Annotated in this window: 28 protein-coding genes and 4 tRNA genes; 22 read left to right on the top strand and 10 right to left on the bottom strand. The window is 74.1% G+C overall.

From position 1 onward, the window contains the following. Position 1: 1 nt before the first annotated feature. Entirely contained in the window at positions 2-439 is a 438-nt protein-coding gene (locus ACI797_RS17105) for a DUF7144 family membrane protein (RefSeq protein WP_456859946.1), read from the bottom strand. A gap of 376 nt (positions 440-815) precedes the next feature. Beyond that, positions 816-1,670 (bottom strand): class I SAM-dependent methyltransferase, encoded by an 855-nt coding sequence (locus tag ACI797_RS17100; RefSeq protein ID WP_456859945.1) that lies wholly within the window; start codon positions 1,668-1,670, stop codon positions 816-818. A gap of 218 nt (positions 1,671-1,888) precedes the next feature. On the opposite strand from ACI797_RS17100, the gene rpsA reads away from it, so the two are divergent. Further along, entirely contained in the window at positions 1,889-3,352 is a 1,464-nt protein-coding gene (rpsA, locus tag ACI797_RS17095) for a 30S ribosomal protein S1 (protein WP_456859944.1), read from the top strand. A gap of 138 nt (positions 3,353-3,490) precedes the next feature. Here rpsA and ACI797_RS17090 read toward each other — a convergent pair whose 3' ends face one another. Beyond that, a complete protein-coding gene (locus ACI797_RS17090) occupies positions 3,491-3,757 on the bottom strand; it encodes a hypothetical protein (RefSeq protein ID WP_456859942.1) in 267 nt (88 codons plus the stop codon). A gap of 140 nt (positions 3,758-3,897) precedes the next feature. On the opposite strand from ACI797_RS17090, the gene coaE reads away from it, so the two are divergent. Beyond that, positions 3,898-4,494 (top strand): dephospho-CoA kinase, encoded by a 597-nt coding sequence (coaE, locus tag ACI797_RS17085; protein WP_456859941.1) that lies wholly within the window; start codon positions 3,898-3,900, stop codon positions 4,492-4,494. 113 nt (positions 4,495-4,607) lie between these two features. Here the strand turns inward: coaE and ACI797_RS17080 are convergent. The 4 genes from ACI797_RS17080 to ACI797_RS17065 all read right to left on the bottom strand — a co-directional run bounded on the left by ACI797_RS17080 (position 4,608) and on the right by ACI797_RS17065 (position 5,461). Beyond that, a tRNA-Val gene (locus ACI797_RS17080) sits at positions 4,608-4,679 on the bottom strand. 57 nt (positions 4,680-4,736) lie between these two features. Then, positions 4,737-4,807: transfer RNA gene (locus tag ACI797_RS17075), tRNA-Cys, on the bottom strand. 41 nt (positions 4,808-4,848) lie between these two features. After that, positions 4,849-4,921: transfer RNA gene (locus tag ACI797_RS17070), tRNA-Gly, on the bottom strand. An 84-nt stretch (positions 4,922-5,005) separates the two neighbouring features. Beyond that, positions 5,006-5,461, bottom strand: a complete 456-nt coding sequence (locus ACI797_RS17065; RefSeq protein ID WP_456859939.1) for an SsgA family sporulation/cell division regulator — start codon at positions 5,459-5,461, stop codon at positions 5,006-5,008. 132 nt (positions 5,462-5,593) lie between these two features. On the opposite strand from ACI797_RS17065, the gene ACI797_RS17060 reads away from it, so the two are divergent. The 4 genes from ACI797_RS17060 to ACI797_RS17045 all read left to right on the top strand — a co-directional run bounded on the left by ACI797_RS17060 (position 5,594) and on the right by ACI797_RS17045 (position 7,694). Beyond that, positions 5,594-6,238 carry a sigma-70 family RNA polymerase sigma factor gene (locus ACI797_RS17060; protein ID WP_456859938.1) on the top strand — a complete coding sequence of 215 codons (645 nt, stop codon included), beginning with the start codon at positions 5,594-5,596 and terminating at the stop codon, positions 6,236-6,238. Further along, on the top strand, positions 6,235-7,110 hold the full coding sequence (locus ACI797_RS17055) for an anti-sigma factor (protein ID WP_456859937.1): 876 nt from the start codon (positions 6,235-6,237) through the stop codon (positions 7,108-7,110). Before ACI797_RS17060 ends, ACI797_RS17055 begins: the two co-directional genes overlap by 4 nt. 173 nt (positions 7,111-7,283) lie before the next feature. Further along, complete coding sequence (locus ACI797_RS17050) at positions 7,284-7,595, top strand: PGPGW domain-containing protein (protein ID WP_456859976.1); 312 nt, start codon at positions 7,284-7,286, stop codon at positions 7,593-7,595. Positions 7,596-7,622: 27 nt separating this feature from the next. Next, positions 7,623-7,694 (top strand) — tRNA-Val (locus ACI797_RS17045). Between the two features lie 78 nt (positions 7,695-7,772). On the opposite strand, the gene ACI797_RS17040 is transcribed toward ACI797_RS17045, so the two are convergent. After that, positions 7,773-8,330: a dihydrofolate reductase family protein gene (locus ACI797_RS17040; RefSeq protein ID WP_456859936.1), complete on the bottom strand. Its 558-nt coding sequence runs from the start codon at positions 8,328-8,330 to the stop codon at positions 7,773-7,775. Between the two features lie 114 nt (positions 8,331-8,444). On the opposite strand from ACI797_RS17040, the gene ACI797_RS17035 reads away from it, so the two are divergent. After that, a complete protein-coding gene (locus ACI797_RS17035; RefSeq protein WP_456859935.1) occupies positions 8,445-8,783 on the top strand; it encodes a YnfA family protein in 339 nt (112 codons plus the stop codon). On the opposite strand, the gene ACI797_RS17030 is transcribed toward ACI797_RS17035, so the two are convergent. After that, a complete protein-coding gene (locus ACI797_RS17030) occupies positions 8,693-11,515 on the bottom strand; it encodes a cation-translocating P-type ATPase (RefSeq protein WP_456859934.1) in 2,823 nt (940 codons plus the stop codon). The two genes, ACI797_RS17035 and ACI797_RS17030, sit on opposite strands and share 91 nt — an antisense overlap. Further along, the gene (locus ACI797_RS17025; protein ID WP_456859932.1) at positions 11,508-12,545 is read right to left on the bottom strand and encodes a polyphosphate kinase 2 family protein; all 1,038 of its coding nucleotides are present in this window, start codon (positions 12,543-12,545) and stop codon (positions 11,508-11,510) included. The genes ACI797_RS17030 and ACI797_RS17025 overlap by 8 nt, the downstream gene beginning before the upstream one ends. A gap of 141 nt (positions 12,546-12,686) precedes the next feature. Here ACI797_RS17025 and ACI797_RS17020 point away from each other — a divergent pair, with 141 nt between their 5' ends. From ACI797_RS17020 to ruvB, 15 genes are all read left to right on the top strand, one after another. Then, positions 12,687-13,169, top strand: a complete 483-nt coding sequence (locus tag ACI797_RS17020) for an NUDIX hydrolase (protein WP_456859931.1) — start codon at positions 12,687-12,689, stop codon at positions 13,167-13,169. Between the two features lie 59 nt (positions 13,170-13,228). Next, complete coding sequence (locus tag ACI797_RS17015) at positions 13,229-13,618, top strand: HNH endonuclease (RefSeq protein WP_456859930.1); 390 nt, start codon at positions 13,229-13,231, stop codon at positions 13,616-13,618. Next, on the top strand, positions 13,618-14,160 hold the full coding sequence (locus ACI797_RS17010) for an MOSC N-terminal beta barrel domain-containing protein (RefSeq protein WP_456859929.1): 543 nt from the start codon (positions 13,618-13,620) through the stop codon (positions 14,158-14,160). Before ACI797_RS17015 ends, ACI797_RS17010 begins: the two co-directional genes overlap by 1 nt. Before the next feature lie 105 nt (positions 14,161-14,265). Next, positions 14,266-16,296: a threonine--tRNA ligase gene (thrS, locus tag ACI797_RS17005; RefSeq protein ID WP_456859928.1), complete on the top strand. Its 2,031-nt coding sequence runs from the start codon at positions 14,266-14,268 to the stop codon at positions 16,294-16,296. Beyond that, entirely contained in the window at positions 16,293-16,865 is a 573-nt protein-coding gene (locus ACI797_RS17000; RefSeq protein WP_456859927.1) for an HIT family protein, read from the top strand. The genes thrS and ACI797_RS17000 overlap by 4 nt, the downstream gene beginning before the upstream one ends. Position 16,866: 1 nt before the next feature. Then, positions 16,867-17,514 carry a phosphatidylinositol phosphate synthase gene (gene pgsA / locus ACI797_RS16995; protein ID WP_456859926.1) on the top strand — a complete coding sequence of 216 codons (648 nt, stop codon included), beginning with the start codon at positions 16,867-16,869 and terminating at the stop codon, positions 17,512-17,514. Further along, a complete protein-coding gene (locus ACI797_RS16990) occupies positions 17,511-18,467 on the top strand; it encodes a phosphatidylinositol mannoside acyltransferase (protein ID WP_456859925.1) in 957 nt (318 codons plus the stop codon). Before pgsA ends, ACI797_RS16990 begins: the two co-directional genes overlap by 4 nt. Next, positions 18,467-19,672 carry a glycosyltransferase family 4 protein gene (locus tag ACI797_RS16985; protein ID WP_456859924.1) on the top strand — a complete coding sequence of 402 codons (1,206 nt, stop codon included), beginning with the start codon at positions 18,467-18,469 and terminating at the stop codon, positions 19,670-19,672. Before ACI797_RS16990 ends, ACI797_RS16985 begins: the two co-directional genes overlap by 1 nt. Positions 19,673-19,683: 11 nt before the next feature. Continuing rightward, the gene (locus ACI797_RS16980; RefSeq protein ID WP_456859923.1) at positions 19,684-20,235 is read left to right on the top strand and encodes a hypothetical protein; all 552 of its coding nucleotides are present in this window, start codon (positions 19,684-19,686) and stop codon (positions 20,233-20,235) included. 42 nt (positions 20,236-20,277) lie between these two features. Continuing rightward, the gene (gene pdxS, locus ACI797_RS16975; protein ID WP_456859922.1) at positions 20,278-21,192 is read left to right on the top strand and encodes a pyridoxal 5'-phosphate synthase lyase subunit PdxS; all 915 of its coding nucleotides are present in this window, start codon (positions 20,278-20,280) and stop codon (positions 21,190-21,192) included. A 71-nt stretch (positions 21,193-21,263) separates the two neighbouring features. Next, a complete protein-coding gene (pdxT, locus tag ACI797_RS16970; RefSeq protein WP_456859921.1) occupies positions 21,264-21,920 on the top strand; it encodes a pyridoxal 5'-phosphate synthase glutaminase subunit PdxT in 657 nt (218 codons plus the stop codon). After that, on the top strand, positions 21,917-22,678 hold the full coding sequence (locus tag ACI797_RS16965; RefSeq protein WP_456541067.1) for a YebC/PmpR family DNA-binding transcriptional regulator: 762 nt from the start codon (positions 21,917-21,919) through the stop codon (positions 22,676-22,678). The genes pdxT and ACI797_RS16965 overlap by 4 nt, the downstream gene beginning before the upstream one ends. Before the next feature lie 92 nt (positions 22,679-22,770). Further along, positions 22,771-23,337 (top strand): crossover junction endodeoxyribonuclease RuvC, encoded by a 567-nt coding sequence (ruvC, locus tag ACI797_RS16960; RefSeq protein ID WP_456859919.1) that lies wholly within the window; start codon positions 22,771-22,773, stop codon positions 23,335-23,337. Continuing rightward, entirely contained in the window at positions 23,334-23,969 is a 636-nt protein-coding gene (gene ruvA / locus ACI797_RS16955; RefSeq protein WP_456859918.1) for a Holliday junction branch migration protein RuvA, read from the top strand. Before ruvC ends, ruvA begins: the two co-directional genes overlap by 4 nt. Next, positions 23,966-25,090 carry a Holliday junction branch migration DNA helicase RuvB gene (gene ruvB / locus ACI797_RS16950; RefSeq protein WP_456859917.1) on the top strand — a complete coding sequence of 375 codons (1,125 nt, stop codon included), beginning with the start codon at positions 23,966-23,968 and terminating at the stop codon, positions 25,088-25,090. Before ruvA ends, ruvB begins: the two co-directional genes overlap by 4 nt. Positions 25,091-25,225 lie beyond the last annotated feature (135 nt).

Raw genomic sequence — 25,225 nt, 5'->3', positions numbered from 1 at the left:
GTCAGACCCGCTCCATCTCCCCGCCGTGCACGGTCAGCGCGTAGATGACCAGGACGTCGACGGCCACCACGATCGCCGCCCACACCGGCTGGGCGGGGCTGAAGGCCAGGGCCGACACCGCGCTGAGCACGGCGAGCACGACCCCGACGGCGCGGGCGAACGCGTTGCCGCTCATCACGCCGACGCCGGCGAGGAAGATGACGATGCCGAGCAGCAGGTGGATCCAGCCCCAGGTGGTGTAGTCGTCCACCAGCACCAGCCGGTCGGGCGCCGTGCGGTAGTAGTCGTCGTTGACGATCGCCGCGAGGCCCGCGATGGCCTGGAAGAACCCCAGCATCGCCATCATCACCCCGGCGAAGACCACCAGGCCGACCCAGCGGGTGGGCTCGCGGGACGGCTGGGACGTGCTGCGGTCGGCGGTTGCTGGCGTGTGCGCCATGGTCCCTCCTCGCCGGTCCGGTGCCGGGCGCGGTCGCGCCGGTGCCGGGCAGCGTCCGCCCCGGACCGGCCGGCCCGCGTCACTCGGGGCGGATGATCCGGCGACGATGGCGGCACGGTGGCACTGCTGGAGGACGTGGTCCGCTCGGCCTACGACCTCGGGGCGCTGTCGGCCACCGACGACGGCGCGGCCCTCTACGCCGCCCGCGGCTGCCGGCTCTGGCGGGGGCGGACCTCGGCGCTCACGCCGTCGGGGGTGCAGCCCACCCCGACGACGACGGCTCCGTGCACGTGCTGCCCGGCGCCTTCGCGCTCGATCCCGACGAGGAACTCACCTGCGACCGGCGCGACGGCGACCCCTGGTGAGGGCCGGGAGCTCAGGTGGGTCTCGTGCAGACGAGGACGAGCGTCCCCGGCACGAGCGCGCCCCGGGCGGGGGACCACTGGCCCCAGACCTGGGTGCGGCCGGGCGTCCACTCCGGCTCGAGCAGGTCGGTGAGCACCAGGCCGGCGCCGACGACGGCCCGCACCCAGTCGCCGACGGTCCGGTGGTGCTCGACGTAGACGGTGCGGCCCGCGTCGTCGGTCTCGACGTAGGGCGTGCGGTCGAAGTAGGAGCCGATGACCCGCAGGTCGTCGGGGTCGGGGGAGTCGGGCAGCGGCCAGCGCAGCGGGTGGTTGACCGAGGCGACGAACCGCCCGCCCGGGCGCAGCACGCGGGCGACCTCCCGCAGCGCGCCCTCGACGTCGGCGACGAACGGCAGGCCGCCGAAGGCGGAGCAGGCGAGGTCGACGCTCTCGTCGGCCAGCGGCAGCGCGCCGGCGTCGGCCTGCAGGAGGGGCACGGCGAGGCCGGTCGCCAGGTTGAGCGCCGCCGCCCGGCGCAGCATGCCGGCCGACAGGTCGAGGGCGATGGGCGAGGCGCCGGCCTGCCGCAGCCACCGCGAGCAGGGCGCCGACCCGCAGCCGATCTCCAGCACCCGCCGGCCGGTGACGTCGCCCAGCAGGTGCGCCTCGCTCTCGCGCAGCCCCTCGGGGCACCAGAGGAAGTCGACGTCGCCCAGGTCGCGGCCGTGCTCAGCGAGGTAGGCCGGCGCCGCGGCGTCCCACCAGCGGCGGTTGGCGCGGACCGACTCCGCCGTCCCGGCCGGCCGACGCGCCACACCGCTGGCCGCCGGGTACCCGTCGGTACCGAGGGGCAGCTCGTCATCGGGTGGCGGGGGAGCGCTCATGGCCTGCCAGGGTCGCACCCCGCGCGGCCCCCGGCCGCCACGACCCAGGTGGACCGACCCCAGCTTCCGTCCGTACGATGGGAATGCGCTTGAGGTCTGTCAGCGTTGTGCCCCGGTCAAGGGGAACGGCGCCCGCCGGCTCTCCCCGCTCTTCCCGCGGCCGACCGGCCGCGGGTCGTCCCGTCCCTACGAGCAAACCGTCCGGAGCACTCGACCACATGACCTCCACCCAGGTCCGTCCTTCCAGCACCCCCCAGATCGCGGTCAACGACATCGGCACCGCAGAGGACTTCCTCGCCGCGATCGACCAGACCATCAAGTACTTCAACGACGGAGACATCGTCGAAGGCGTGATCGTCAAGGTCGACCGGGACGAGGTGCTGCTGGACATCGGCTACAAGACCGAGGGCGTCATCCCCTCGCGCGAGCTGTCCATCAAGCACGACGTCGACCCCAACGAGGTCGTCAAGGTCGGCGACGAGGTGGAAGCTCTCGTCCTCCAGAAGGAGGACAAGGAAGGCCGCCTGATCCTGTCCAAGAAGCGCGCCCAGTACGAGCGCGCCTGGGGCACGATCGAGGCCAAGAAGGAAGCCGACGAGGTCGTCACCGGCACCGTCATCGAGGTCGTCAAGGGCGGTCTGATCCTCGACATCGGCCTGCGCGGGTTCCTCCCCGCCTCGCTGGTCGAGATGCGCCGCGTCCGCGACCTGCAGCCCTACGTGGGCCGCGAGCTCGAGGCCAAGATCATCGAGCTCGACAAGAACCGCAACAACGTCGTCCTCTCCCGCCGCCAGTGGCTGGAACAGACCCAGTCCGAGGTCCGCAGCGAGTTCCTCAACAAGCTCGCCAAGGGCCAGGTGCGCACCGGCGTCGTCTCCTCGATCGTCAACTTCGGCGCGTTCGTCGACCTCGGCGGCGTCGACGGCCTGGTGCACGTCTCCGAGCTGTCCTGGAAGCACATCGACCACCCGTCCGAGGTCGTCGAGGTGGGCCAGGAGGTCACCGTCGAGGTCCTCGACGTCGACCTCGACCGCGAGCGGGTCTCCCTGTCGCTGAAGGCGACGCAGGAGGACCCGTGGCGCCAGTTCGCCCGCACGCACCAGATCGGCCAGGTCGTCCCCGGCAAGGTCACCAAGCTGGTGCCCTTCGGTGCGTTCGTCCGCGTCGACGAGGGCATCGAGGGCCTGGTCCACATCTCCGAGCTGGCCGAGCGCCACGTGGAGATCCCGGAGCAGGTCGTCCAGGTCGGCGACGAGATCCTGGTCAAGGTCATCGACATCGACCTCGACCGCCGGCGCATCTCGCTGTCGCTCAAGCAGGCCAACGAGGGCGTCGTCGGCGACGAGGACGTGTTCGACCCGGCCGCCTACGGCATGGCCGCGTCGTACGACGAGCAGGGCAACTACATCTACCCCGAGGGCTTCGACCCGGAGACCGGCGAGTGGCTCGAGGGCTACGACGAGGCCCGCGAGACCTGGGAGCGGCAGTACGCCGAGGCCCAGGCCCGGTACGAGGCGCACCGCAAGCAGATCGCGGCGGCCAAGGAGGCCGACGCCGAGGCCGCGGCCGGTGGCAACTACTCCAGCGGTGGCGACGCCGCGGCGAGCGACGCCAGCGGCGGCACGCTGGCCAGCGACGAGGCGCTGGCCGCGCTGCGCGCCAAGCTGGCCGGCGGGGAGTGACCGTCTGACGGTCTGACCCGCGCAGACGAGCAGAGGCCCGGAACCCCGCGGGGTTCCGGGCCTCTGTCGTTCCCCGGCCGGCGAGTCGTGGGCACGCGGGAGACCCCGCGGACGTCGGTCCGCGGGGCCGGCGTGCTGCTAAAGGGACAGGATGATCGCGAACGCCGTGCGCGGCCGGCCGCCGGACACGGCGAGGAAGTTCCAGGTGTGCCGCCCGGACGGGGCGGTGGGCAGCAGCCACCGCAGGAAGGCGTTGCGCTGCGGGGCGCCGCGCTCGGTCTGCAGCCGCTCGCGGACGGCCGGCAGGTCGGTGACGCGCACCCCGCCGGCGCGCTCGATCCGGTGGCGACCGGGGCCACGACCGGCGGACGGGGTCGAGGGACGGGCCTGCATGGGACGGGACATGTTCTGGTTCTGCCTCTCTCGGCGGGGGAAGAGCGCCGAGGCGGAGGTTATTGGTGGGAACTCGTGTGACTGGTGCGACGCGCCGGGCGCGAGTTCCGGGTGTTGCCGTTCCGTGATCTGACGCCGGATAGGTTCGCCCGGTGCTGAACATCGGGCTGACCGGCGGGATCGGATCGGGCAAGAGCACGGTGTCGGCCCTGCTGGCCGCCCGTGGCGCGGTGGTCGTCGACGCCGACCGGATCGCCCGGGAGGTCGTCGAGCCCGGCACGCCCGGCCTGGCGGCCGTCGTGGAGGCGTTCGGGGACGGCGTCGTCGGCCCGGACGGCGGCCTGGACCGGCCGGCGCTGGCGGCGGTGGTGTTCGCCGACCCGCAGGCCCGCGCCCGGCTGGACGGCATCGTGCACCCGCTGGTGCGCGCCCGGGCCGCCGAGCTGGCCGCTGCGGCCCCGCCGGACGCCGTCCTGGTCCACGACATCCCCCTGCTGGTCGAGACCGGCCAGGCGGGCCGCTACGACCTCGTCCTCGTGGTGGAGGCCGACCTGGACACCCGGGTGGCGCGGATCGTGCAGCGCGGCCTGCCCGAGGCCGACGCCCGGGCCCGGATCGCCGCCCAGGCCACCGACGAGCAGCGCCGGGCGGAGGCCGACGTCGTCCTGGACAACAGCGGCAGCCGCGACGAGCTGGCCGCGCAGGTCGACCGCTTCTGGGCCGAGCACGTGGCCCCGCGCCTCGGCTGACCTCCGCGGAAGACGCGTCGTCGTCCTGCCGCTCGGGGTGGGGGTGCCCCTCCGCCCCGGCCCCGGGAACGCAGGAGGCCCCGGGTCGGTGACCCGGGGCCTCGCTGATCGTGTGGGCGATACTGGGTTCGAACCAGTGACCTCTACCGTGTCAAGGTAGCGCGCTACCACTGCGCCAATCGCCCGAGCCGGCCTGGCGGCCGGACCCTCCTCCGCGCTCGTGCTCCGCGAGGGAGACGACGAGGTGGAGACGGGATTTGAACCCGTGTAGACGGCTTTGCAGGCCGTTGCCTCGCCTCTCGGCCACTCCACCGCACACGGGCACCGGTCTTGCGACCGGCGCCCGAGGTTCCGAGCGGACGACGGGATTCGAACCCGCGACCCTCACCTTGGCAAGGTGATGCTCTACCAACTGAGCCACGTCCGCGTTGCGTCGAGAACTTTACACGGCCGCCGCGGGGGTGTGGCGCAGGGGGGGCGGCCGGGTGTCTCGGACGCGTGTCCTCCCAGGTCAGCGGCCTGTCGGGTCGGCACCGCCGTTGGAGAGCAGGGCCATGAGCTCCTGGTCGATGTCGAGGGCGGCGGCCTCGGACCCGGACGGCACGAGCGCCTCGGTCTCGCGGAGGAAGGCCGTGAGGGTCGCGCGGGAGAGCTCGAACAGAGCCTCGCCCGACGGCGCCCGCAGGTGCAGGAACAGCACGTCGGCCGTGGCCGAGGCCGGCCACAGCCGGACGTCACCCTCGCCGGCCGGGCGGTCGAGGCCCGCCCGCAGCAGCTCGCGGCCCATGAGCCAGGTGACGCCGTCCTCCTCACCGGCCCTGCTGCTGGTGTCGCCGAAGGTGATCCGGACGGCGAACGGGTCCGCGGCGTCGTAGACGAGCAGCGCGGGGACCTCGGTCCACGACCGGGGGCCGATCAGCTGCAGCGTGAGCGGGGAGGAGTAGCGGGAGGAGGAGCGGCGCGCCATGTTCTTCACAACGAGGTGGTGCCCGCTTGGTGACGTCCTGATACCCGACTCGCCCCACGAGTCACATCCGCCCCACGGGCACCGAACCGGAATCCCTCATGGGGCCGAAGGGAACGTGTGACGATAGGAGCCGTGAGCCGTCCGGAACGGCGCTCGGCGGAGGACCCGGCCGACGCCGCACTCGTCCGCCGGATCCGGGCGGGTGACCGGGGGGCGGTCGACGACCTGTACGCCCGGTTCCGCCGCCCGGCGTTCGCGCTGGCCCGCCGCGTCCTCGGCGACGACATCCTCGCCGAGGACGTGCTGCAGGACGTCTTCCTCACCGTGTGGCGCGACCCCGGCGCCTTCGACCGCTCGCGCGGCAGCTTCGCGTCCTGGCTGCTGGCGATGGTGCACCACAAGGCGGTGGACGCCGTCCGCCGCGAGGAGTCCCAGCGGCGCCGGCAGGCGCGGGCCGAGGACGAGCTCGCGCTGAGCGCCCCCACCGCCACCCGCGACGTCGAGGACGAGGCGTGGAACCGGGTCGTCGCCGAGCGGGTGCGGGTGGCGCTGGGTGTCCTGCCCGCGGCCCAGCGCGAGGCGCTCACCCTCGCGTACTACGGCGGCTACACGCAGCGCGAGGTCGCCGCGCTGACCGGCGCCCCGCTCGGCACCGTGAAGACCCGCATGCTGGCCGGGATGCGCCGGCTCAAGGAGGAGCTGGGCGGCGCCACCGGCGGGCCGTCGCTCGGAGGTGCCCTCGGCGGCGCCGCCCCGGTGGACGGGACGACCCGGTGAGCGGCGCGCACCGCGCGGGTGACCACGCGCTCTACGACGAGCTGGCCGTCGGCTGGGCGCTGCACGCGCTCGAGCCCGAGGACGAGGCGGCCTTCAGCCTGCACCTGCCCGACTGCGCCCGCTGCGCCCGCACCGTCGCCGAGACCTCCGACGTCATGGCCGCGCTGGCCACCGACCTGCCGCCGGCCGAGCCGTCGGCCGAGCTGGGCGACCGGCTGCGGGCGGCGGTGCAGTCGACCGAGCAGGTCCGGCCGGCCGACGAGGACCGCCCGCCCGCCGACGACCTCGCCCCGCTCGCCGAGGTCGCGGCCGATCTCGAGCCGCCGCGCCAGGCGAGCGGTTTCCCCCTCTACGAGCACGGCCGGCCCAGAACCGCCCCGCAGCGGTCGCAGTGGCGCCGGCTGCTGCCCTCGGCGCTCGTGGCGGCCGTGGTCGCCGCGCTGCTCGCGCTCGGCACCTGGACCGTCGTCCTCGGCGACGCGCGAGACCGCGCGGAGAGCACCGTGGCCGAGCAGTCGGAGATCATGCAGTCGCTGCTGCGACCCGGGCAGGCGACGATCGCGCCGCTCAGCCACGAGGACACCGTGGTCGCCACGGTCGTCGCCCGCGACGGGCAGCTCCAGGTGGTCACCCAGGGGCTGGGCATGAACGACACCGCGTCGCAGATCTACGTCGTCTGGGGGATGGGGGACGGCGATCCGGTCCCCCTGGGCACCTTCGACGTCGTACGGTCGCAGATGGACCTGCGGACCGTAGGCTCCGACCGGATCGGGCTCGACGACTACACCGGCTACGCCGTCAGCATCGAGCCCGGCCGCCACGCTCCGGCGACCCCGTCGGAGGTCGTCGCGACGGGTGAGGTGACCAGCTGAGCGCACCGGACACCGCGCGGGCGCCGCAGCAGCCGCCCGAGCGGGAGACAGAGGAGCAGCGGCGCGCCCGCTACGACGCCGACGAGCACCGCAGCCTGCGCGAGCGCGTCCGCGACACCGGCTGGCGCCGCCGGCTCGCCGCCCGCCGCACGACCAACCACACCTACCGGGTGATGGTCGGCGTCGTCGGCGGCCTCGTCGTCGCCGTCGGCCTGGCCACCATCCCGCTGCCCGGGCCCGGCTGGCTCACCGTGATCGCCGGCCTGTTCGTGCTGGCCACCGAGTTCACCTGGGCCGAGCGGCTGCTGGAGTTCACCAAGAAGCACGTCAAGCGCTGGACCGACTGGGTCACCGCCCGGCCGGTCTGGGTGCGGCTGCTGATCGCGCTGGCCACGGCGGCGTTCGTGTACGGCGTCGTGGTCGTCGTGCTGCACGTCCTCGGCGTCCCGGACTGGGTCCCGGGGTGGGTGCCGCTGTGGCGCTGACCGGCTGCCTATACTCGTAGCCGACGCGGGCGATTGGCTCAGTGGTAGAGCGCTTCGTTCACACCGAAGAGGTCACTGGTTCGAACCCAGTATCGCCCACCGCGCGCAAGGGCCAGGCGAACCCCGGGACGGGGGCCTGGCCCTTCGTCGTGTCCGGGCTCCGCGGACCGGTGGCGCTCAGGGGGTCCGGTAGTGCGCGTAGATCAGCCCCGTGGCGAAGGCGCGCTGCTCGACCAGCTCGAGGTCGAGGCGCACGCCGTCGGGGAAGAACCGCTTGCCGCCGCCGACCACGCTCGTCGTCGTGAAGAGGTGGTACTCGTCCACCAGGCCCGCGGCGATCGCCTGGGCGGCGAGGGTGGGGCCGTCGATGCTGAGGTCGTGCGCGGACTCCTCCTTGAGCCGGCGCACCGCCTCCGGGTCGAAGGTCCGCTCGATCCTGGTCCGCTCGCTCGACACCGACTCCAGCGTCGTGGAGTAGACGACCTTCTCGGCGGCCCGCCAGTCGCGCGAGTACTCCAGGATGTGCGGCGGCACGTCGGGCTCCTCGTGCACCGTCTCCCAGAAGACCATCGTCTCGTACATGCGCCGGCCGTAGAGGAACGTGCCGATGTGGCGGAAGACGTCCCCGATGAAGGTGTGCACCTCCGGGTCCTCGGCCCCCTTGCCGAGGTCGCCCTCGGCCGCCTCGGCGTAGCCGTCGAGCGAGGTGATCATCGAGTAGATGAGCTTGGCCATGCGTCCCCTCCGGGTGCGAGCACGTCGGTCTCTCGGTGGTCCTGGGGGGTCTGACCTGCGCCGGTCCCGCAACTCATCGTCCGGCCGGCCGCCGTCCGCGGGCATGATCGCCGCGTGACGGTGCTGCGGTCCCTCGTCCTGTTCGCCGTCGCGGCGGTCGCCGAGATCGGCGGGGCCTGGCTGGTCTGGCAGGGCATCCGCGAGCACCGCGGCTGGCTGTGGGTCGCCGGCGGGTTCCTGGCGCTCGCCGGCTACGGCCTCGTGGCGACCCTGCAGCCCGATCCGCACTTCGGCCGCGTCCTCGCCGCGTACGGCGGGGTGTTCGTGGCCGGGAGCCTCGCCTGGGGTGCCGTGGCCGACGGCTACCGCCCCGACCGCTGGGACCTGGTCGGCGCGGCGGTCTGCCTCGTCGGAGTGCTGGTGATCATGTACGCGCCGCGCGGCGACGGCTGAGCTGCGCCCGGGTCCACCCGCTCGGTGCGGCGGGCCACCAGCTTGCCGAGCTCCCAGACCACCAGCAGGGCCAGGGCGGGCACGAGGGCCCAGCCGAACTGGGCCAGTGAGAGGGCGGTGGTGTCCAGGAGCCGCTGGAAGACGTCCATCTGCGTGACCAGGACGGCGAGCACCAGCTCGACCGCCAGCGCCCGGTTCATCTGCTTGCTGTCGAACGTGCTCGTGGTGAGCACGGTGCCCGTCTCGCTGCGCACCTCCAGCGCGGCGACGACCAGGCACAGGGCGAACGAGGTGAACGCCACCGAGCGGGCCACCTCGAGCCCCCACGGGTCGGTGCCCACCGAGATGAGCAGCAGCAGCCCGGCGGTGATCACCAGGCCGGTGAGGCCGACGGTGACCACCAGCCGCGGGGTGAGCAGCGACTCGCCGCGCGGACGCGGCCGCAACCGCATGAGGCCGGGCGTCTCCCGGTCGAAGCCGAGCGCGAGCCCGAACGCCGCGTTGACGAAGAAGTGGATCCACAGCACCTGTGCGGGGGTGAACGGCTCGCCGCCGGCGATGTTCAGCAGGCTGGCGCCCAGGAAGGTGAGCACGAACACGACCAGCAGGATCAGCACGAACCGGATGTACTTCGTGAGGTTGTCGTAGATCTTCCGGCCCTGCTCCACCGCGAAGACGATGGTGGCGAAGTCGTCGTCGGAGAGGATCATCCGCCCGGCGTTCTTGGCGACGTCGGTGCCGCTGCCCATCGCGATGCCGATGTCCGCGGCCTTGATCGCGGGGGCGTCGTTGACGCCGTCGCCGGTCATCGCGACGACGTCCCCCTTCTTCTTCAGGGTGTCGACCAGCAGGACCTTGTGCTCGGGGGCCACCCGGCCGACCACGCCGATCCGGTCGATCCGGGCCAGCCGCTCCTCCTCGGAGAGGGCGGCGAACTCCTCGCCCAGCAGGGACTCCCCGGGGATGCCCAGCTGCTCGGCGATGGCGGCGCCGGTGATGACGTCGTCCCCGGTCACCATGCGCACGCGGATGTGCGCCGCCTGCGCCTCGGCCACCGCCGCCCTCGACTGCGGCCGCGGGGGGTCGACCATCCCCACCAGGCTGGTCGCCTCGAGCTCGGTCACGTGCGCCAGCAGGTCGCCGCCCGGGTCGAAGCCGGACGGGTCGAGGTCGCGGACGGCGCCGGCCATGACGCGCCGGCCGGCGCGCTCCATCCGCTCCACGTGCTCCTGGGCGCGGTCGGCCAGGCCGGCGCCCTCGGGGAGGAGTCCCGTCGCCGACCGCGCCCGGGTGGACCGCTCCAGCACCGCCGGGGCCGCGCCCTTCACGAACACCCGCACGACCGGCCGCCCGTCATCGCCCGTGGTCGCGTGGAAGGTGGCCATGAGCTTGGTGGTCGGGTCGAACGGGAGGGTCGCGAGCCGGGGCAGCGCCTCGCGCGTGGCGTCGATGTCGAGTCCCGCCTTGTGCGCCAGCACCAGCAGGGCGCCCTCCGTGGGGTCGCCGACGACCGCGCCGTCGACGAGCCGCGCGTCGTTAGCGACCACGTAGGGCAGGATCGCCGTCTCGATCGACCCCGTCGTCCCGACCGGGTGGTGGACCCGCCCCTCGAGGGAGTAGCCGGTGCCGGAGACCGTCCAGCGGTCACCGGGTCCGACGACCTCGACGACGGTCATCTGGTTCATGGTCAGCGTGCCGGTCTTGTCGGAGTTGATCGCCGAGGTGAACCCCAGCGTCTCGACCGACGGCAGCTCCTTGACGATCGCGTTGCGCGCGGCCAGGTCCACCCCGCCGAGGGACAGGATCATCTGGGTCACCGTCGGCAGCGCCTCGGGGACGGCGGCGATCGCCAGGGTGACGGCGCTGACGAACAGGACGTCCCAGGCCTCGCCGCGCGAGCGGCCGAGGACGAACATCACGACCATCGTCAACCCCGCCGCGCCGGCGATCCACAGCGTCAGCCGGTCGAGCTGGGCGGTGAGCGGGGTCTTCTCCCGGCCCCGCGCCGACAGCATCGCGGAGATCTTGCCGAGCTCGGTGCCGGCACCGGTGGCCGTCACGAGCAGCGTGCCGCTGCCGTGGGTCACCGGCGTGTTCATGAACGCCATGCAGGTCTGGTCCCCGGGACCCAGGCCGCTGCCGTCGAGGGCCTGCGCGTCCTTGGCGGCCGGCACGCTCTCCCCGGTCAGCGCGGACTCGTCGATCTGGAGGGAGCTCGCGGCGACGATCCGGCCGTCGGCCGGCACCTGGTCGCCGGCGGCGATCAGGACGACGTCACCGACCACGAGCGCCTCGGCCGGGATCTCGGCCTCGGCGCCGTCGCGGCGGACCCGCGCGGTGGCCTTCATCAGCGACCGCAGCGCGTTCATCGCGCTCTCGGCCTTGCCCTCCTGCCGGAGCCCGATGACCGCGTTGAGGACCGTCAGCACCAGCAGCAGCACCGCCGTGCCCCACTCGGCGATCAGCAGCGACACGATCGCGGCGGCCACCAGGATGATCTGCATGTAGCTGCGGTACTCCTGGAGGAACCGCAACCACCCCGGCTGGGCCCGCTCCTCGGGCAGCGCGTTCGGGCCGTCGCGGCGCAGCCGCTCGGCCGCCGTCGCGGCCGGCAGCCCGACCCGGGGGTCGACGCCGAGGGCCTGCGCCACGTCCTCGGGCGTCCGGCCGTACCAGGCCGTCGTGGCCGCGGACGGCGCGGTGCCGGTCGCCGGGTCGGTGCGGCTAGACACCGGTGCCGGCCCTGACCGCGGCCTTCCCCCGGCGCGCCGGCGTGCCCGTCGCCTTCCGGTGGTGGTGCCCGTCGTGGTGCCGCTCGTGCGCCGCGGCGTAGGGGTCGGCGGGGGCGCCGTCGGGGGCCTGCTCCTCCAGCTCGCGCCGTGCGGCGGCCAGGTCCCGCCGGGTGTCGTCGTCCACCGTCGGGTAGCGCGGGTCGATCCTGATCAGCGTGTCCGCGAGGACCGCGGCGGCGCAGATCCGGGCGAACCACTTGTGGTCGGCCGGCACGACGTACCAGGGCGCGTGCTCCGTGCTGGTCGCCGACAGCATGTGCGAGAAGGCGAGCTGGTAGTCGTCCCACCGGCGGCGCTCGCGCGCATCGGCGGCGGAGAACTTCCAGTTGCGCTCCGGGACGTCGATCCGCTTGAGGAAGCGCGTCCGCTGCTCCTCCCGTGACAGGTTGAGGAACAGCTTGACGACGGCCAGCCCGTTGTCGACCAGGTAGCGCTCCCAGTCGTTGATCTCGCGGTACCGGCGCGCCCAGATGTCCTCACCGGGCGGGCCCGGCGGCAGCTTCTGGCGGGCGAGGAGCTCGGGGTGCACCCGGACGACGAGGACCTCCTCGTAGTGCGACCGGTTGAAGATGCCGATCTCGCCCCGCGCCGGCAGCCGGCAGGCGTAGCGCCACAGGTAGTCGTGGTCGAGCTCCTCGGCCGAGGGCACCTTGAACCCGCGGACGTGCACGCCCTGCGGGTTCACGCCGCTCATGACGTGCCGGATGGTCCCGTCCTTGCCGCCGGCGTCCAGCGACTGCAGGCACACCAGCACCCCGTGCCTCTGCTGGGCCGCCAGCCGGGCCTGGTACTCCGCGAGCAGGGCGATGCCGGTCTCCAGCAGCCGGCGGCCGTCCTTCTTGCGGACCAGGCCGGAGCGGTGACCCGGGTCGAAGTCCCTCGCGAGGTCCACCGTGCTGCCCGGGGGGACGCGCAGCGGCTCGATCAGGTCGGCGATGCGCTGCTTCTGCTCGTCGGTCAGGTCGACCACGGCCGGACCCCCTCTGCTCGGGTGGGTGGCCGCCCGAGCGTCCTCCTGCCCGCGCGCGCCGTCCTCGTCCCGGCGGGGTGACGTGCCGCTCTACTCCTCGTCCGCACGCTCGTGGGCAGCGGCTATGACGAGGCGGCGGCGATGCTCACACCGGTGCGGCGGGTCTGGTTCCACGATCCCGGGGCGCCTCCGGCGACCGTGGTCGTCCCGACGGTCTTCGTCGTGGTGAGGGCGGGACGGCGGCTGCTGCTGGTGCGCCGCTGCGACAGCGGCCGGTGGGAGCTGCCGGGCGGCCGGGTCGACATCGGGGAGAGCGCGGCGGACACCGCCGTCCGCGAGACGGCGGAGGAGGCGGGGCTGCGCATCCGGGTGACCGGGCTGGCCGGGGTGTTCACCGACCCCTTGCTGGTGATCCGGGGCGCCGACGGGCTGGTGCGCCAGCAGTTCGCGGTCGTGGTGCGCGGGGAGCTCGTCGACGGCGAACCGCGCGGGGACCGGCGCGAGACCTCCGACGCCGCATGGGTCGACGTCGCCGATGTCCCGGGTCTGCCGATGGAGGTGCCGGTCCGCGAGTGGGTGCGGCAGGGCCTGCTCGGTGAGGACGGCCAGCCCCGACTCGCCTGACCGTGCTCCCCACCGCCCGACCGGCGGCGCGGTGCGGCCGGCGGGCGCACCATGGGGGAGTGCCCCAGCTCGACCGCGCCGACCGGCTCGACGCGATCCTCGAGCGGGACGGCCCCACCTGCGTCTGGTGCGGCCGGGCCTTCGGGCCGCTGGTGCGGCCCACCACCGAGCACGTCGTCCCGCGGGTGAAGGGCGGGCCGTCGTGGCTGGAGAACGAGGTCGCCGCCTGCCGGCGGTGCAACGCCGACCGGGGGCACCGCACCCCGGCGGACTGGCTGACCGAGTGCGAGCGGCGCGGCTGGGCGCCCGACGAGGCACGCCTGGTGCGCACGCTGGCGGCGCTGGAGGTCGCGATCGCCCGCACCGGTGGCCAGCGCCGGGCGCGGCCCTACCTGGACTCCCAGCTGCGGCGGCTGCGCCGCCGAGGGGCCGGACGTACGGTCGCGTAGTGGGCTCGGTTCTGCAGGTGTTCGTCTACCCGGTGAAGAGCCTCGGCGGCCGCACCGTGCCCGAGGCCGAGGTCGGCCCCGGCGGGCTGGCCGGGGACCGGGCCTGGGCCGTCGTCGACGCGACGACGGGGGAGCGGGTCACCGTCAAGAGCACCCCCGAGATGGCCCAGGTCGTCGCCACCGGGGACGACGAGGCCGACACGATCACCCTCACCCAGGTCCTCGGCCGCCCGGTCCGGTTGGAACGGGCCGGGTCACCGCAGGTCGACGCCGCCGCGGTGCACCTGGTCAGCCGGGCCGCGATCGACCGCGCGGCCGCCGGCGACGTCCCCGAGGGCTGCTCGGCCGCCGACCCGCGGGCCAACCTGCTGCTCGACCTGCCCGAGGGCGAGGACGAGCGCGGCTGGGTGGGCCGGACGGTGCGCATCGGCGAGGCCGAGCTCCAGGTGACCCGGACGCCGAAGCACTGCCTCGGCGTCTACGCCGAGGTGCGCACGCCCGGGCGGGTGCGCCCCGGCGACCCGGTGCAGCTGCTGCCCTGAGGCGCGGGTCGGCGTATTCCGCCGGGGTCCACGGCGACGGGCACTAACCTCAGGGGTGCCCGCCCGACCGGCGCGGGCGCACCGACCGACCCCTGGGAGCTCCTCGTGCCTGCCGCACCCACCCCCGCCGCGCTCGCCCCGATCCGGGTGCCGGCCGGGACCACCGCGGCCGACGCGCTCAAGGAGGCCGGCGTCGCGCTCAAGGGCCCGGACGGCGCCGTCGTCGTCCGCGACCTGGCCTCCGGCGACCTCAAGGACCTCGCGTGGGTGCCCGACGCCGACGCCGAGGTGGAGCCGGTGCCGGCCGCCAGCCCCGAGGGCCGCGCGGTCATCCGGCACTCGACGGCGCACGTGCTCGCCCAGGCGGTGCAGGAGCTGTTCCCCGGCACGCGGCTGGGCATCGGCCCGCCGGTCGAGAACGGCTTCTACTACGACTTCGACCCCGAGCGGCCCTTCACGCCCGAGGACCTGCAGGCTCTCGAGAAGAAGATGACCGAGATCGTCCGGGCCGGGCAGCGGTTCTCCCGCCGGGAGATCAGCGACGCCGAGGCCAAGGCGGAGCTGGCGCACGAGCCGTACAAGCTCGAGCTCATCGACCTCAAGGGTGGCGGGAACGACGACGCCGAGGGCGCGAGCGTCGAGGTCGGCGGCGGCCAGCTGACGATGTACGACAACCTCGACGCGCGCACCGGCGACCGCGTCTGGACCGACCTCTGCCGCGGCCCGCACCTGCCGCGCACGAACAACATCCCGGCCTTCTCCCTCACCCGCTCGGCCGCCGCCTACTGGCGGGGCAGCGAGAAGAACCCGCAGCTGCAGCGCATCTACGGGACGGCGTGGGAGAGCCGGGAGGCGCACAAGGCCTACCTCGAGCAGCTGGCCGAGGCCGAGCGGCGCGACCACCGGCGCCTCGGCGCCGAGCTGGACCTGTTCAGCTTCCCCGACGAGATCGGCTCCGGCCTGGCGGTGTTCCACCCCAAGGGCGGCGTGGTCAAGCGGGAGATGGAGGACTACGTCCGCCGGCGGCACATCGAGGAGGGCTTCTCCTACGTCGGGACGCCGCACATCACCAAGGCGCACGTCTTCGAGCTGTCGGGCCACCTGCCGTACTACGCCGACACCATGTTCCCGCCGATGGAGCTGGAGAACGCGCAGTACTACCTCAAGGCCATGAACTGCCCGATGCACAACCTGATCTACCGGTCGCGCGGACGGTCCTACCGCGAGCTGCCGCTGCGGTTCTTCGAGTTCGGCTCGGTGTACCGATACGAGAAGTCCGGCGTCGTGCACGGCCTGACCCGGGTGCGCGGCCTGACGCAGGACGACTCGCACAGCTACGTCACCCCCGAGCAGGCGCCCGGCGAGATCCGCCACCTGCTGCACTTCGTGCTCGGCCTGCTGCGCGACTTCGGCCTCGACGACTACTACCTGGAGCTGTCCACCCGCGGCGACGACCCGGCCAAGCAGTCGAAGTTCGTCGGGTCCGAGGAGGACTGGGCCAAGGCCACCGCCGTGCTCGAGGAGGCGGCCAAGGAGACCGGCCTGGAGCTCGTGCCCGACCCGGGCGGCGCGGCCTTCTACGGGCCGAAGATCTCGGTCCAGGCCCGCGACGCCATCGGCCGCACCTGGCAGATGTCGACCATCCAGTACGACTTCAACCAGCCGGCCGGTTTCGGCCTGGAGTTCACCGCCGCCGACGGCAGCCACCAGCAGCCGGTGATGATCCACTCGGCCAAGTTCGGGTCGATCGAGCGGTTCTTCGGCGTGCTCACCGAGCACTACGCCGGCGCCTTCCCGGCGTGGCTGGCACCGGTGCAGGTGGTCGGCATCCCGGTCACCGACGACCAGGTCGGGTACCTGCAGGACGTCGCCCTGCGGCTGCGGGAGCGGGGCCTGCGGGTGGAGATCGACGACTCCGACGACCGCATGCAGAAGAAGATCCGGACGGCGAGCAAGCAGAAGGTGCCGTTCGTGCTCATCGCCGGTGCCACCGACGCCGAGGCGGGCGCGGTCTCCTTCCGCTACCGCGACGGCAGCCAGCGCAACGGCGTCCCGATCGCCGCCGCGGTCGAGCACGTGGCGAACTGGGTCGGCGCCCGGCACAACGCCGACCCGAATGCCGAGGTCCCGGTGTGAGCGAGCGCGAGAGCGTCGCCGTACCCGTCCCGAACGACGACGGCGGCCCGACGTCGGTGTTCGAGCACCTGTGGACGCCGTACCGGATGGCCTACATCCGCGGCGAGGGCAAGCCGACCGGCGACCACGACTGCCCCTTCTGCCTCATCCCGAAGATGGGCGACGAGGAGGGGCTGATCGTCGCGCGGGGGGAGACGGTGTTCGCCGTCCTCAACCTGTACCCGTACAACGCCGGGCACCTGATGGTGGTCCCGTACCGCCACGTGCCCGACTACACCGACCTCACCACCGACGAGGTCGCCGAGCTGGGCGCCTTCACCCAGACGGCGATGCGGACCATCCGCGCGATCAGCGGCGCCCACGGGTTCAACATCGGGATGAACCAGGGGCACATCGCCGGCGCCGGCATCGCCGACCACCTGCACCAGCACGCGGTGCCGCGGTGGGGCGGCGACACCAACTTCATGCCGGTGGTCGGGCTGACCCGGGTGCTGCCGCAGGTGCTCACCGAGACCCGTGCCCTGCTGGCCGCGGCCTGGGCCGACCACGCGCCGGCCGGGGAGGCCTGACGTGCTCGGCGGCGCGCGCCCCGCGGTGGCCCGGGTGCTCGCGCCCGTGGTGACCCGGCTGGCGCGCGCGGGCGTGACCCCCGACGCGGTGACGGTCACCGGCACCCTGGGCTCGATCGCCGCCTCGGTGTTCCTGCTCGGCACCGGGCACCTGTTCTGGGGCGCCCTCGTCGTCACGCTGCTGGTGCTGCTCGACATGCTCGACGGCGCGCTGGCCCGCGCCCGCGGCGGCGGGTCGCTGTTCGGCGCGGTGCTCGACTCCACCGGCGACCGCGCCTCCGACGCCGCCATCTTCGCCTCGCTCGCCTGGTGGTTCGCCGGGCCCGGCGACAACCGGCTGCTGGTCCTGCTGTCCCTCGTGTGCCTGGTGCTCGGCGTCCTGACCTCCTACGTCAAGGCCCGCGCCGAGGGGGTCGGGCTCTCCGCCGACGTCGGCATCGTCGAGCGCACCGAGCGGCTGATCCTGGTGCTCACCGGCGCCGGCCTGACCGGGCTGGGCGTGCCCTACGCCCTGCACGTCGCGCTCTGGATCCTGCTGGTGGGCAGCGCGATCACCGTCGGGCAGCGGTTCGTCGCCGTGCACCGCGCCGCCCGCGGCCGGCCGCTGCCCAGCTCGGAGCCGGCCCCGCCGGCCGCACCGGCGCCGTGAGCGGCGATCGCGGGCTGCGCGCCCGCGCCGGCGCCGCGCTGACCGACGCCGGGTTCGCGGCGGGCTGGGGCGCGATCCGGCTGCTGCCCGAGGGGGCGGCGCGCCGGGCCTTCGACGCGGCGGGGACCTGGGCGGCGCGGCGGGACGGGCCGGGCACCCGGCAGCTGCGGGCCAACCTGCGGGTCGCCACCGGCGGTGCGCTGTCGGAGCCGGAGCTCGACGAGCTGACCGCGCGGGCGGTGCGGTCCTACGCCCGCTACTGGCGCGAGGCCTTCCGGCTGCCGGCCATGGACCCCCGGGCCATCGTCCGCGGGACCAGCGGCTACGGGATCGAGCACCTGGAGCGGGGCCGCTCGTCCGGTCGGCCGATGATCCTGGCCCTGCCGCACAGCGGGAACTGGGACGCCGCCGGCGTGTGGTTCGTCGACTTCCTCGGCGGGCCGTTCATGACCGTCGCCGAACGGCTCAAGCCCGAGTCGGTGTACCGGCGCTTCCTCGAGTACCGCGAGACCCTCGGCATGCGGGTCGTCCCGCTCACCGGCGGCCCGCGGCCGAGCTCGACGGTGCTGCGCGAGTGGGTCGGCGACGGCGGGTCGGTCTGCCTGGTCGTCGACCGCGACCTGGGCAGCGGCGGGGTGCCGGTGCAGTTCTTCGGCCGGGCGACCACGATGCCCGGCGGCCCGGCGCTGCTGGCCGCGCAGACCGGTGCCGCGCTGCACCCGGTGGTCTGCCAGTTCACCGACGACGGCTGGCGGCTGTGCATCCTGCCGGAGGTGCCGGTCGACGGGGGCGGCCGGCTCAAGGACCGCGTCACCGGGGCGATGCAGGGCGTCGCCGACGCGTTCACCCGGGTGATCGCGGCGCAGCCGGAGGACTGGCACGTGCTGGGCCGGATCTGGTCCGATGTGCCCCGAGACCCGCCGCGCACGACCCCGAGGAGAGGGGCGTCCTGATGCGCATCGGCCTGGTGTGCCCCTACCAGTGGGACGTGCCGGGCGGCGTCCAGTACCACGTGCGCGACCTGGCCGAGACCCTGCGCGGCCTCGGCCACCACGTGGAGGTGCTCACCCCCGCCGAGCGCGAGGAGTCGCTGACCGAGCCCTGGCTGACCTTCGCCGGCCGCACCGTGCCGATCCCGTACAACGGCTCGATGGCCAGCGTCCAGTTCGGACCCGTGTCGGCCGCCCGGGTGCGGCGCTGGCTGCGCGACGGCCACTTCGACGTGGTCCACGTGCACGACCCGGCACCGCCGTCGATCGGCCTGCTCGTCTGCATGATGGCCGAGGGCCCCATCGTCGCCACCTTCCACGCGGCCACGGTGCGCTCGAAGTGGCTGGCCGCCTGGGGGCCGATCGTGCGGCCCTGGTTGGAGAAGATCACCGGCCGCATCGCCGTCTCCGACTTCGCCCGCCGGGTGCAGGTCGAGCACCTCGGCGGAGACGCGGTGATCATCCCGAACGGGGTGCACGTGGCCGCCTTCGCCGACGGCCCCGGGCTGCCCGGGCAAACCCGCGGCGTCGACGGCCCGACGATCGGCTTCCTCGGTCGCTACGACGAGCCCCGCAAGGGCCTGCCGGTTCTGCTCGAGGCGATGCGGACCGTCGTCCGCCGCCACCCCGGGGCGCGGCTGCTGATCGCCGGCCGCGGCGACCCCGGCGAGCTGCAGGACCTGGTCGGCGACGACCTGCGGGCGCACGTGGCCCTGCTGGGCGAGCTGAGCGAGCCGGACAAGGCGGCGTTCCTGCGGTCGGTCGACGTCTACTGCGCCCCCAACCTGCTCGGCGAGTCCTTCGGCGTGATCCTCATCGAGGCGCTGGCCGCGGGCGCGCCGATCGTCGCCAGCGACCTCGACGCCTTCGCCAAGGTGCTCGACGACGGCGCCGCCGGGGTGCTGGTCCGCCGGGGCGACGCGGCGGCGCTGGCCGCGGCGCTGGACGAGCTGATCACCGACCCCGACCGTCGGGCGCGGCTCTCGGCGCACGGGCGGCAGGTCGCGGCCGGCTACGACTGGTCGGTCCTCGCCCAGCGGATCCTCGCCGTCTACGAGACCGTCGCCGTCCCCGGCGGCGAGGTGACGGCGGCCGACCACGACCTCCCCGGGCTGCCGCAGCCGGCCGTGGGGGACGGGTGGTCCCGCCGCATCCGCGTGCGGCGATAGCGTGACGGCCCGTGACGACCGGGGCCTGGCTGATCGTCGGCGCCGTCGTCGTCGTGCTCCTGCTGGTGTGGACGGCGTGGACGCTGACCCGCCTGCGCCGGCTGGAGGCGCGGGTGGAGCGGGCGTGGACGGCGCTGGACACGCAGCTGCAGCGGCGCGCGGGGCTGGCCGACGAGCTCGCCCGTGACCACGCCGCCGCCGTGGGGGAGCCGACCGCCGCCCGGCTGGCCGCCGCGGCCGCCGGGGTCCGCGCACCGCAGGCCGGCGACCGGGAGCTGGCCGAGAACGCCCTCGGCCGCGAGCTGCGCGAGCTGCCCACCGACCTCGCCATCCCCACCGCCCTGGTGGCCGACCTCGTCGGCACCGGCACCCGGGTGCAGCTTGCCCGGCGCTTCTACAACGACGCCGTCCGCGACACCCGTGAGCTGCGCCGGCGCCGGTTCGCCCGGTTGATGCGGCTGCACGCCCGCCGCCCGCTGCCGCGCTTCTTCGACATCGACGACGAGGTGGCCGAGGAGCTGCGCGGGCCGACGGCCGCCGACCGGGGGACCGAGCGGCCGTAGGATCGCCAGGTCAAGATCCCCGACGACTCGAGGCAGCATCCCGTGGCGACGCACGACCAATCCCCTGACACCACCCCCTCGACCGGCACCGACCTGGTCAAGCGCGGGATGGCCGAGCAGCTCAAGGGCGGCGTCATCATGGACGTCGTCACCCCCGACCAGGCGCGGATCGCCGAGGACGCCGGCGCCGTCGCCGTCATGGCGCTGGAGCGGGTGCCGGCCGACATCCGCGCCCAGGGCGGCATCGCGCGGATGAGCGACCCCGACATGATCGCCGGGATCATCGACGCGGTCTCGATCCCGGTGATGGCCAAGGCCCGGATCGGCCACTTCGTCGAGGCGCAGGTGCTGCAGGCCCTCGGCGTGGACTACGTCGACGAGTCCGAGGTGCTCACGCCCGCCGACGAGGAGCACCACATCGCCAAGCACGGGTTCACCGTGCCGTTCGTCTGCGGCGCCACCGACCTGGGGGAGGCGCTGCGGCGGATCGCCGAGGGCGCGGCGATGATCCGCTCCAAGGGCGAGGCCGGCACCGGCAACGTCGTCGAGGCCACCCGGCACATGCGGGCGATCCGGGCGGGCATCCGCCGGCTGGGCACGCTCGACGAGACCGAGCTCTACGTCGCGGCCAAGGAGCTGCGCGCGCCGTACCCGCTGGTGGCCGAGGTCGCCCGGCTCGGGAAGCTGCCGGTCGTGCTGTTCACCGCCGGCGGCATCGCCACCCCGGCGGATGCCGCGATGATGATGCAGCTCGGCGCCGAGGGCGTCTTCGTCGGCTCGGGCATCTTCAAGTCCGGCGACCCCGCGCAGCGTGCCGCCGCGATCGTGCAGGCCACCACGTTCTTCGACGACCCGGACGTGATCGCCAAGGTGTCCCGCGGCCTGGGCGAGCCGATGGTGGGCATCAACGTCACCACGCTGCCCGAGGCCGAGCGGTACGCCACCCGCGGCTGGTGACCGCGACCGGTCTCTCCCCGCGATCATGGCGTCGTGACCACCCGCACGGCCGCATCGGTGGTCGGGGCGCCGTGATCACGGTGGACCGGGCCCCGCGCGTCGGGGTGCTGGCGCTGCAGGGCGACGTCCGCGAGCACCTCGCCGCGGTGCGGGCCCAGGGCGCGGAGGCGGTGCCGGTCCGGCGTCCGGAGGAGCTCGCCGCCGTCGACGGGCTGGTGCTGCCGGGCGGCGAGTCCACGACGATCGCCAAGCTGGCCGACCGGTTCGGGCTGCTCGGGCCGCTGCGCGCGGCGGTGGCCGGCGGGCTGCCCGTCTACGGCTCGTGCGCCGGGATGATCCTGCTGGCCGACCGGCTCCTCGACGCCCCGCCGGGCCAGCCGACCATCGGCGGGCTGGACGTGACCGTGCGCCGCAACGCCTTCGGCCGCCAGGTCGACAGCTTCGAGTCCGACGTCGTCGTGGCGGGGCTGACCGGCGGCCCGGTGCACGCGGTGTTCATCCGCGCGCCCTGGGTCGAGGAGGCCGGCGAGCGCGTGGAGGTCCTCGGCCGGGTCGAGGGCGGGCCGGCCGACGGTAGGATCGTCGCCGTCCGCCAGGGGAACCTGGTGGCCACCAGCTTCCACCCCGAGCTGACCGGGGACCGCCGGGTGCACGCGCTGTTCGTGGACCTGGTGCGACAGAACCTGGCCGACCAGATCGGGGCCGGGCGTGCAGAGGAGGACTCGTGAGCGGCCACTCCAAGTGGGCGACGACGAAGCACAAGAAGGCCGCGATCGACGCCAAGCGCGGCAAGCTCTTCGCCAAGCTCATCAAGAACGTCGAGGTCGCGGCGCGCACCGGCGGCGGTGACCCGGCGGGCAACCCGACGCTCTACGACGCCATCCAGAAGGCGAAGAAGTCCTCGGTCCCCAACGACAACATCGACCGCGCGGTCAAGCGCGGGTCCGGTGCCGAGGGCGGCGGCGCCGACTGGCAGACGATCATGTACGAGGGCTACGCCGCCGGCGGCGTGGCGGTGCTCATCGAGTGCCTCACCGACAACCGCAACCGGGCCGCCTCCGAGGTGCGCACGGCGATGACCCGCAACGGCGGCTCGATGGCCGACCCGGGCTCGGTGTCCTACCTGTTCTCCCGCAAGGGCGTCGTCGTGGTGCCCAAGGCGCAGGAGAGCGGCGCGACCGACGAGGACTCGGTGCTCCTGGCCGTCCTCGACGCCGGCGCCGAGGAGGTCCGCGACCTCGGCGACACCTTCGAGGTGATCAGCGAGCCGACCGACCTGGTCGCCGTCCGCACCGCGCTGCAGGACGCCGGGATCGACTACGACTCCGCCGAGGCCGGGTTCGTGCCCAGCACGACGATCGAGCTCGACGAGGACGGCGCCGGCAAGGTGTTCCGCCTCATCGACGCCCTCGAGGACTGCGACGACGTGCAGAACGTCTACGCCAACTACGACGTGTCCGACGAGGTCCTCGAGAAGGTGGGCTGAGGCCCGGATCGGCGTGTTGCGCGTCGGCGTCGTCGTGCGGGACGGTTAGCCTGGGTCGAACACCCGTTCGGCTCACGGTGGGAGGCGCCAGCATGCGGGTCCTGGGCATCGACCCCGGCCTCACCCGGTGCGGGTGGGGCATCGTCGACGGCCGCCCCGGCGCCCGCCCGAGCGCGGTCGGCGTCGGCGTGATCCGCAGCTCCGCCGAGCTCGACCTGGAGCTGCGGCTGCTGGAGCTGCACACCCAGGTCACCGCGCTGCTGCGCGAGCACCGGCCCGACGTCGTGGCCATCGAGCGGGTCTTCACCCAGAGCAACAAGGGGACGGCGACGGGCACCGCGCAGGCCGCCGGGGTCGCGGCGCTGGCCGCCGCGCAGGCAGACCGGCCGGTCGCCTGGCACACCCCCAGCGAGGTCAAGGCCGCGATCTCCGGCAACGGCCGGGCGGACAAGGAGCAGGTCACCCTCATGGTCACCCGGGTCCTCGGGCTCTCGGCGGCGCCGAAGCCCGCCGACGCCGCCGACGCGCTGGCGCTGGCGGTCTGCCACGTCTGGCGCGGCCCGGCGCAGAACCGGCTCCGGACGGCGGCGCTGGCCGGCGGGCTGGGCGCGTCCATGGCGCCGCGCACGCTGCCGCGCTGGCAGGGGGTCTCCCGGTGATCGCCAGCGTGAGCGGCCGGGTGGCCGCGGTGTCGCCGGACGGCGCCGTCGTCGAGGTCGGCGGGGTCGGCCTGGCGGTGCAGTGCACGCCGGGCACCATCGCCCGGCTGCAGGTGGGGGAGCAGGCGCGGCTGTCGACCAGCCTCGTCGTCCGCGAGGACTCCCTGACCCTCTACGGCTTCGCCGACGACGACGAGCGCCAGCTGTTCGAGCTGCTGCAGACCGCCAACGGCGTCGGCCCGCGGCTCGCCCAGGCGGTCCTGGCCATCCACCCGCCGCGGGAGGTGCGCCGCGCGGTGTCGATGGGCGACCTCAAGGCGCTCATGCAGGTGCCCGGCATCGGCAAGAAGGGCGCCGAGCGCCTGGTGCTGGAGCTGCGCGACCGGCTCGGCGCGACGACCAGCGACACCCAGCTCGACGGACCCGCGCCCGCGGGCCTGCCCCCGGTCACGCCCGTGGCCCCGTGGCGCGACCAGCTGTCGGCGGCCCTGGTCGGGCTGGGCTGGTCCGGCCGTGAGGCCGACTCCGCGGTGAGCGCGCTCGAGCCGGTCGCCGAGGAGCAGGCCGCCAACGGCGGCATCCAGGTCGCGGTCCTGCTGCGGCAGGCCCTGCAGATGCTGGGCCGCTCATGAGCAACCCGTTCGACGTCCCGATGTCGGCCGAGCTCGCGGAGGGCTACGGCCGGGACTTCTCGGTGTCCGCGGCGGCCGGCGACGAGGAGCGGGTGGTCGAGTCGGCGCTGCGGCCGCACTCGCTGGCCGACTTCATCGGCCAGCCGAAGGTGGCCCGCCAGCTCGACCTCGTCCTCGAGGGCGCCAAGCGGCGCGGCCGGCCGCCGGACCACGTGCTGCTGTCGGGTCCGCCCGGGCTGGGCAAGACCAGCCTCGCCTTGATCATCGGCTCGGAGCTCGGCACCTCGGTGAAGATCACCAGCGGCCCGGCGATCGAGCGCTCGGGCGACCTGGCGGCGATGCTGTCCAACCTCGGCCCGGGCGACGTGCTGTTCATCGACGAGATCCACCGGATCGCGCGCCCCGCCGAAGAGCTGCTGTACATGGCGATGGAGGACTTCCGCGTCGACGTCGTCGTCGGCAAGGGGCCCGGCGCCACCGCGATCCCGCTGGAAATCAACCCGTTCACGCTCGTCGGGGCGACCACCCGCGCCGGCCTGCTCACCGGGCCGCTGCGCGACCGCTTCGGGTTCGTCGGGCAGATGGAGTTCTACGAGCCGGAGGAGCTGCAGCGGGTGCTCGCCCGCAGCGCCGACCTGCTCGGCGTGGAGCTCACCGACGAGGGGTCGGCCGAGATCGCCCGGCGCTCGCGCGGCACACCGCGCATCGCCAACCGGCTGCTGCGCCGGGTCCGCGACTTCGCCGAGGTCAAGGCCGACGGCCGGGTCACCCGCGAGGTCGCCCGCGCCGCGCTGGCGCTCTACGACGTCGACGAGCTCGGCCTCGACCGGCTGGACCGCGAGGTGCTCGACGCGCTGGTGACCAAGTTCGGCGGCGGCCCGGTGGGCGTGGCCACGCTGGCCGTGGCCGTGGGGGAGGAGCCGCACACGGTCGAGGAGGTGTGCGAGCCGTTCCTCGTGCGCGCCGGGCTGCTCGCCCGCACCCCGCGCGGTCGGGTGGCCACCGAGGCGGCGTGGCGGCACCTGGGGCACCAGGTACCGAGGGGGGCCGGGATCCTGGGCTCCCTCCCAGGGGTCCCACAGGTACCAGGGTCGTCGTCAGAGACGCTGTTCGACGCCTAGACTGCTTTGCGCTGGCGCGCAACCCGTCCGGCCGCGGCCGCGCGCGTCCTGCCCGGTCACGCCGGGTCGGCGCCACAGACGGACGTACCCGAGCGTCCCCGGCAGCGGGGGCGCACCCACCGCGGAACGCTGCGC

This window comes from Geodermatophilus sp. SYSU D00691 (assembly GCF_054050275.1).
The sequence above is the reverse complement of the archived record's forward strand: the minus strand, read 5'-3'. Positions and strand labels throughout refer to the sequence as shown.

Excerpts from the sequence above, each read along its gene's own strand:
- ACI797_RS17105 (WP_456859946.1), bottom strand. The coding sequence starts at position 439 with ATGGCGCACACGCCAGCAACCGCCGACCGCAGCACGTCCCAGCCGTCC.
- ACI797_RS17100 (WP_456859945.1), bottom strand. The coding sequence starts at position 1,670 with ATGAGCGCTCCCCCGCCACCCGATGACGAGCTGCCCCTCGGTACCGAC.
- rpsA (WP_456859944.1), top strand. The coding sequence starts at position 1,889 with ATGACCTCCACCCAGGTCCGTCCTTCCAGCACCCCCCAGATCGCGGTC.
- ACI797_RS17090 (WP_456859942.1), bottom strand. The coding sequence starts at position 3,757 with ATGTCCCGTCCCATGCAGGCCCGTCCCTCGACCCCGTCCGCCGGTCGT.
- ACI797_RS17065 (WP_456859939.1), bottom strand. The coding sequence starts at position 5,461 with ATGGCGCGCCGCTCCTCCTCCCGCTACTCCTCCCCGCTCACGCTGCAG.
- ACI797_RS17050 (WP_456859976.1), top strand. The coding sequence starts at position 7,284 with ATGGTCGGCGTCGTCGGCGGCCTCGTCGTCGCCGTCGGCCTGGCCACC.
- ACI797_RS17040 (WP_456859936.1), bottom strand. The coding sequence starts at position 8,330 with ATGGCCAAGCTCATCTACTCGATGATCACCTCGCTCGACGGCTACGCC.
- ACI797_RS17020 (WP_456859931.1), top strand. The coding sequence starts at position 12,687 with ATGCTCACACCGGTGCGGCGGGTCTGGTTCCACGATCCCGGGGCGCCT.
- ACI797_RS16985 (WP_456859924.1), top strand. The coding sequence starts at position 18,467 with ATGCGCATCGGCCTGGTGTGCCCCTACCAGTGGGACGTGCCGGGCGGC.
- ruvC (WP_456859919.1), top strand. The coding sequence starts at position 22,771 with ATGCGGGTCCTGGGCATCGACCCCGGCCTCACCCGGTGCGGGTGGGGC.
- ruvB (WP_456859917.1), top strand. The coding sequence starts at position 23,966 with ATGAGCAACCCGTTCGACGTCCCGATGTCGGCCGAGCTCGCGGAGGGC.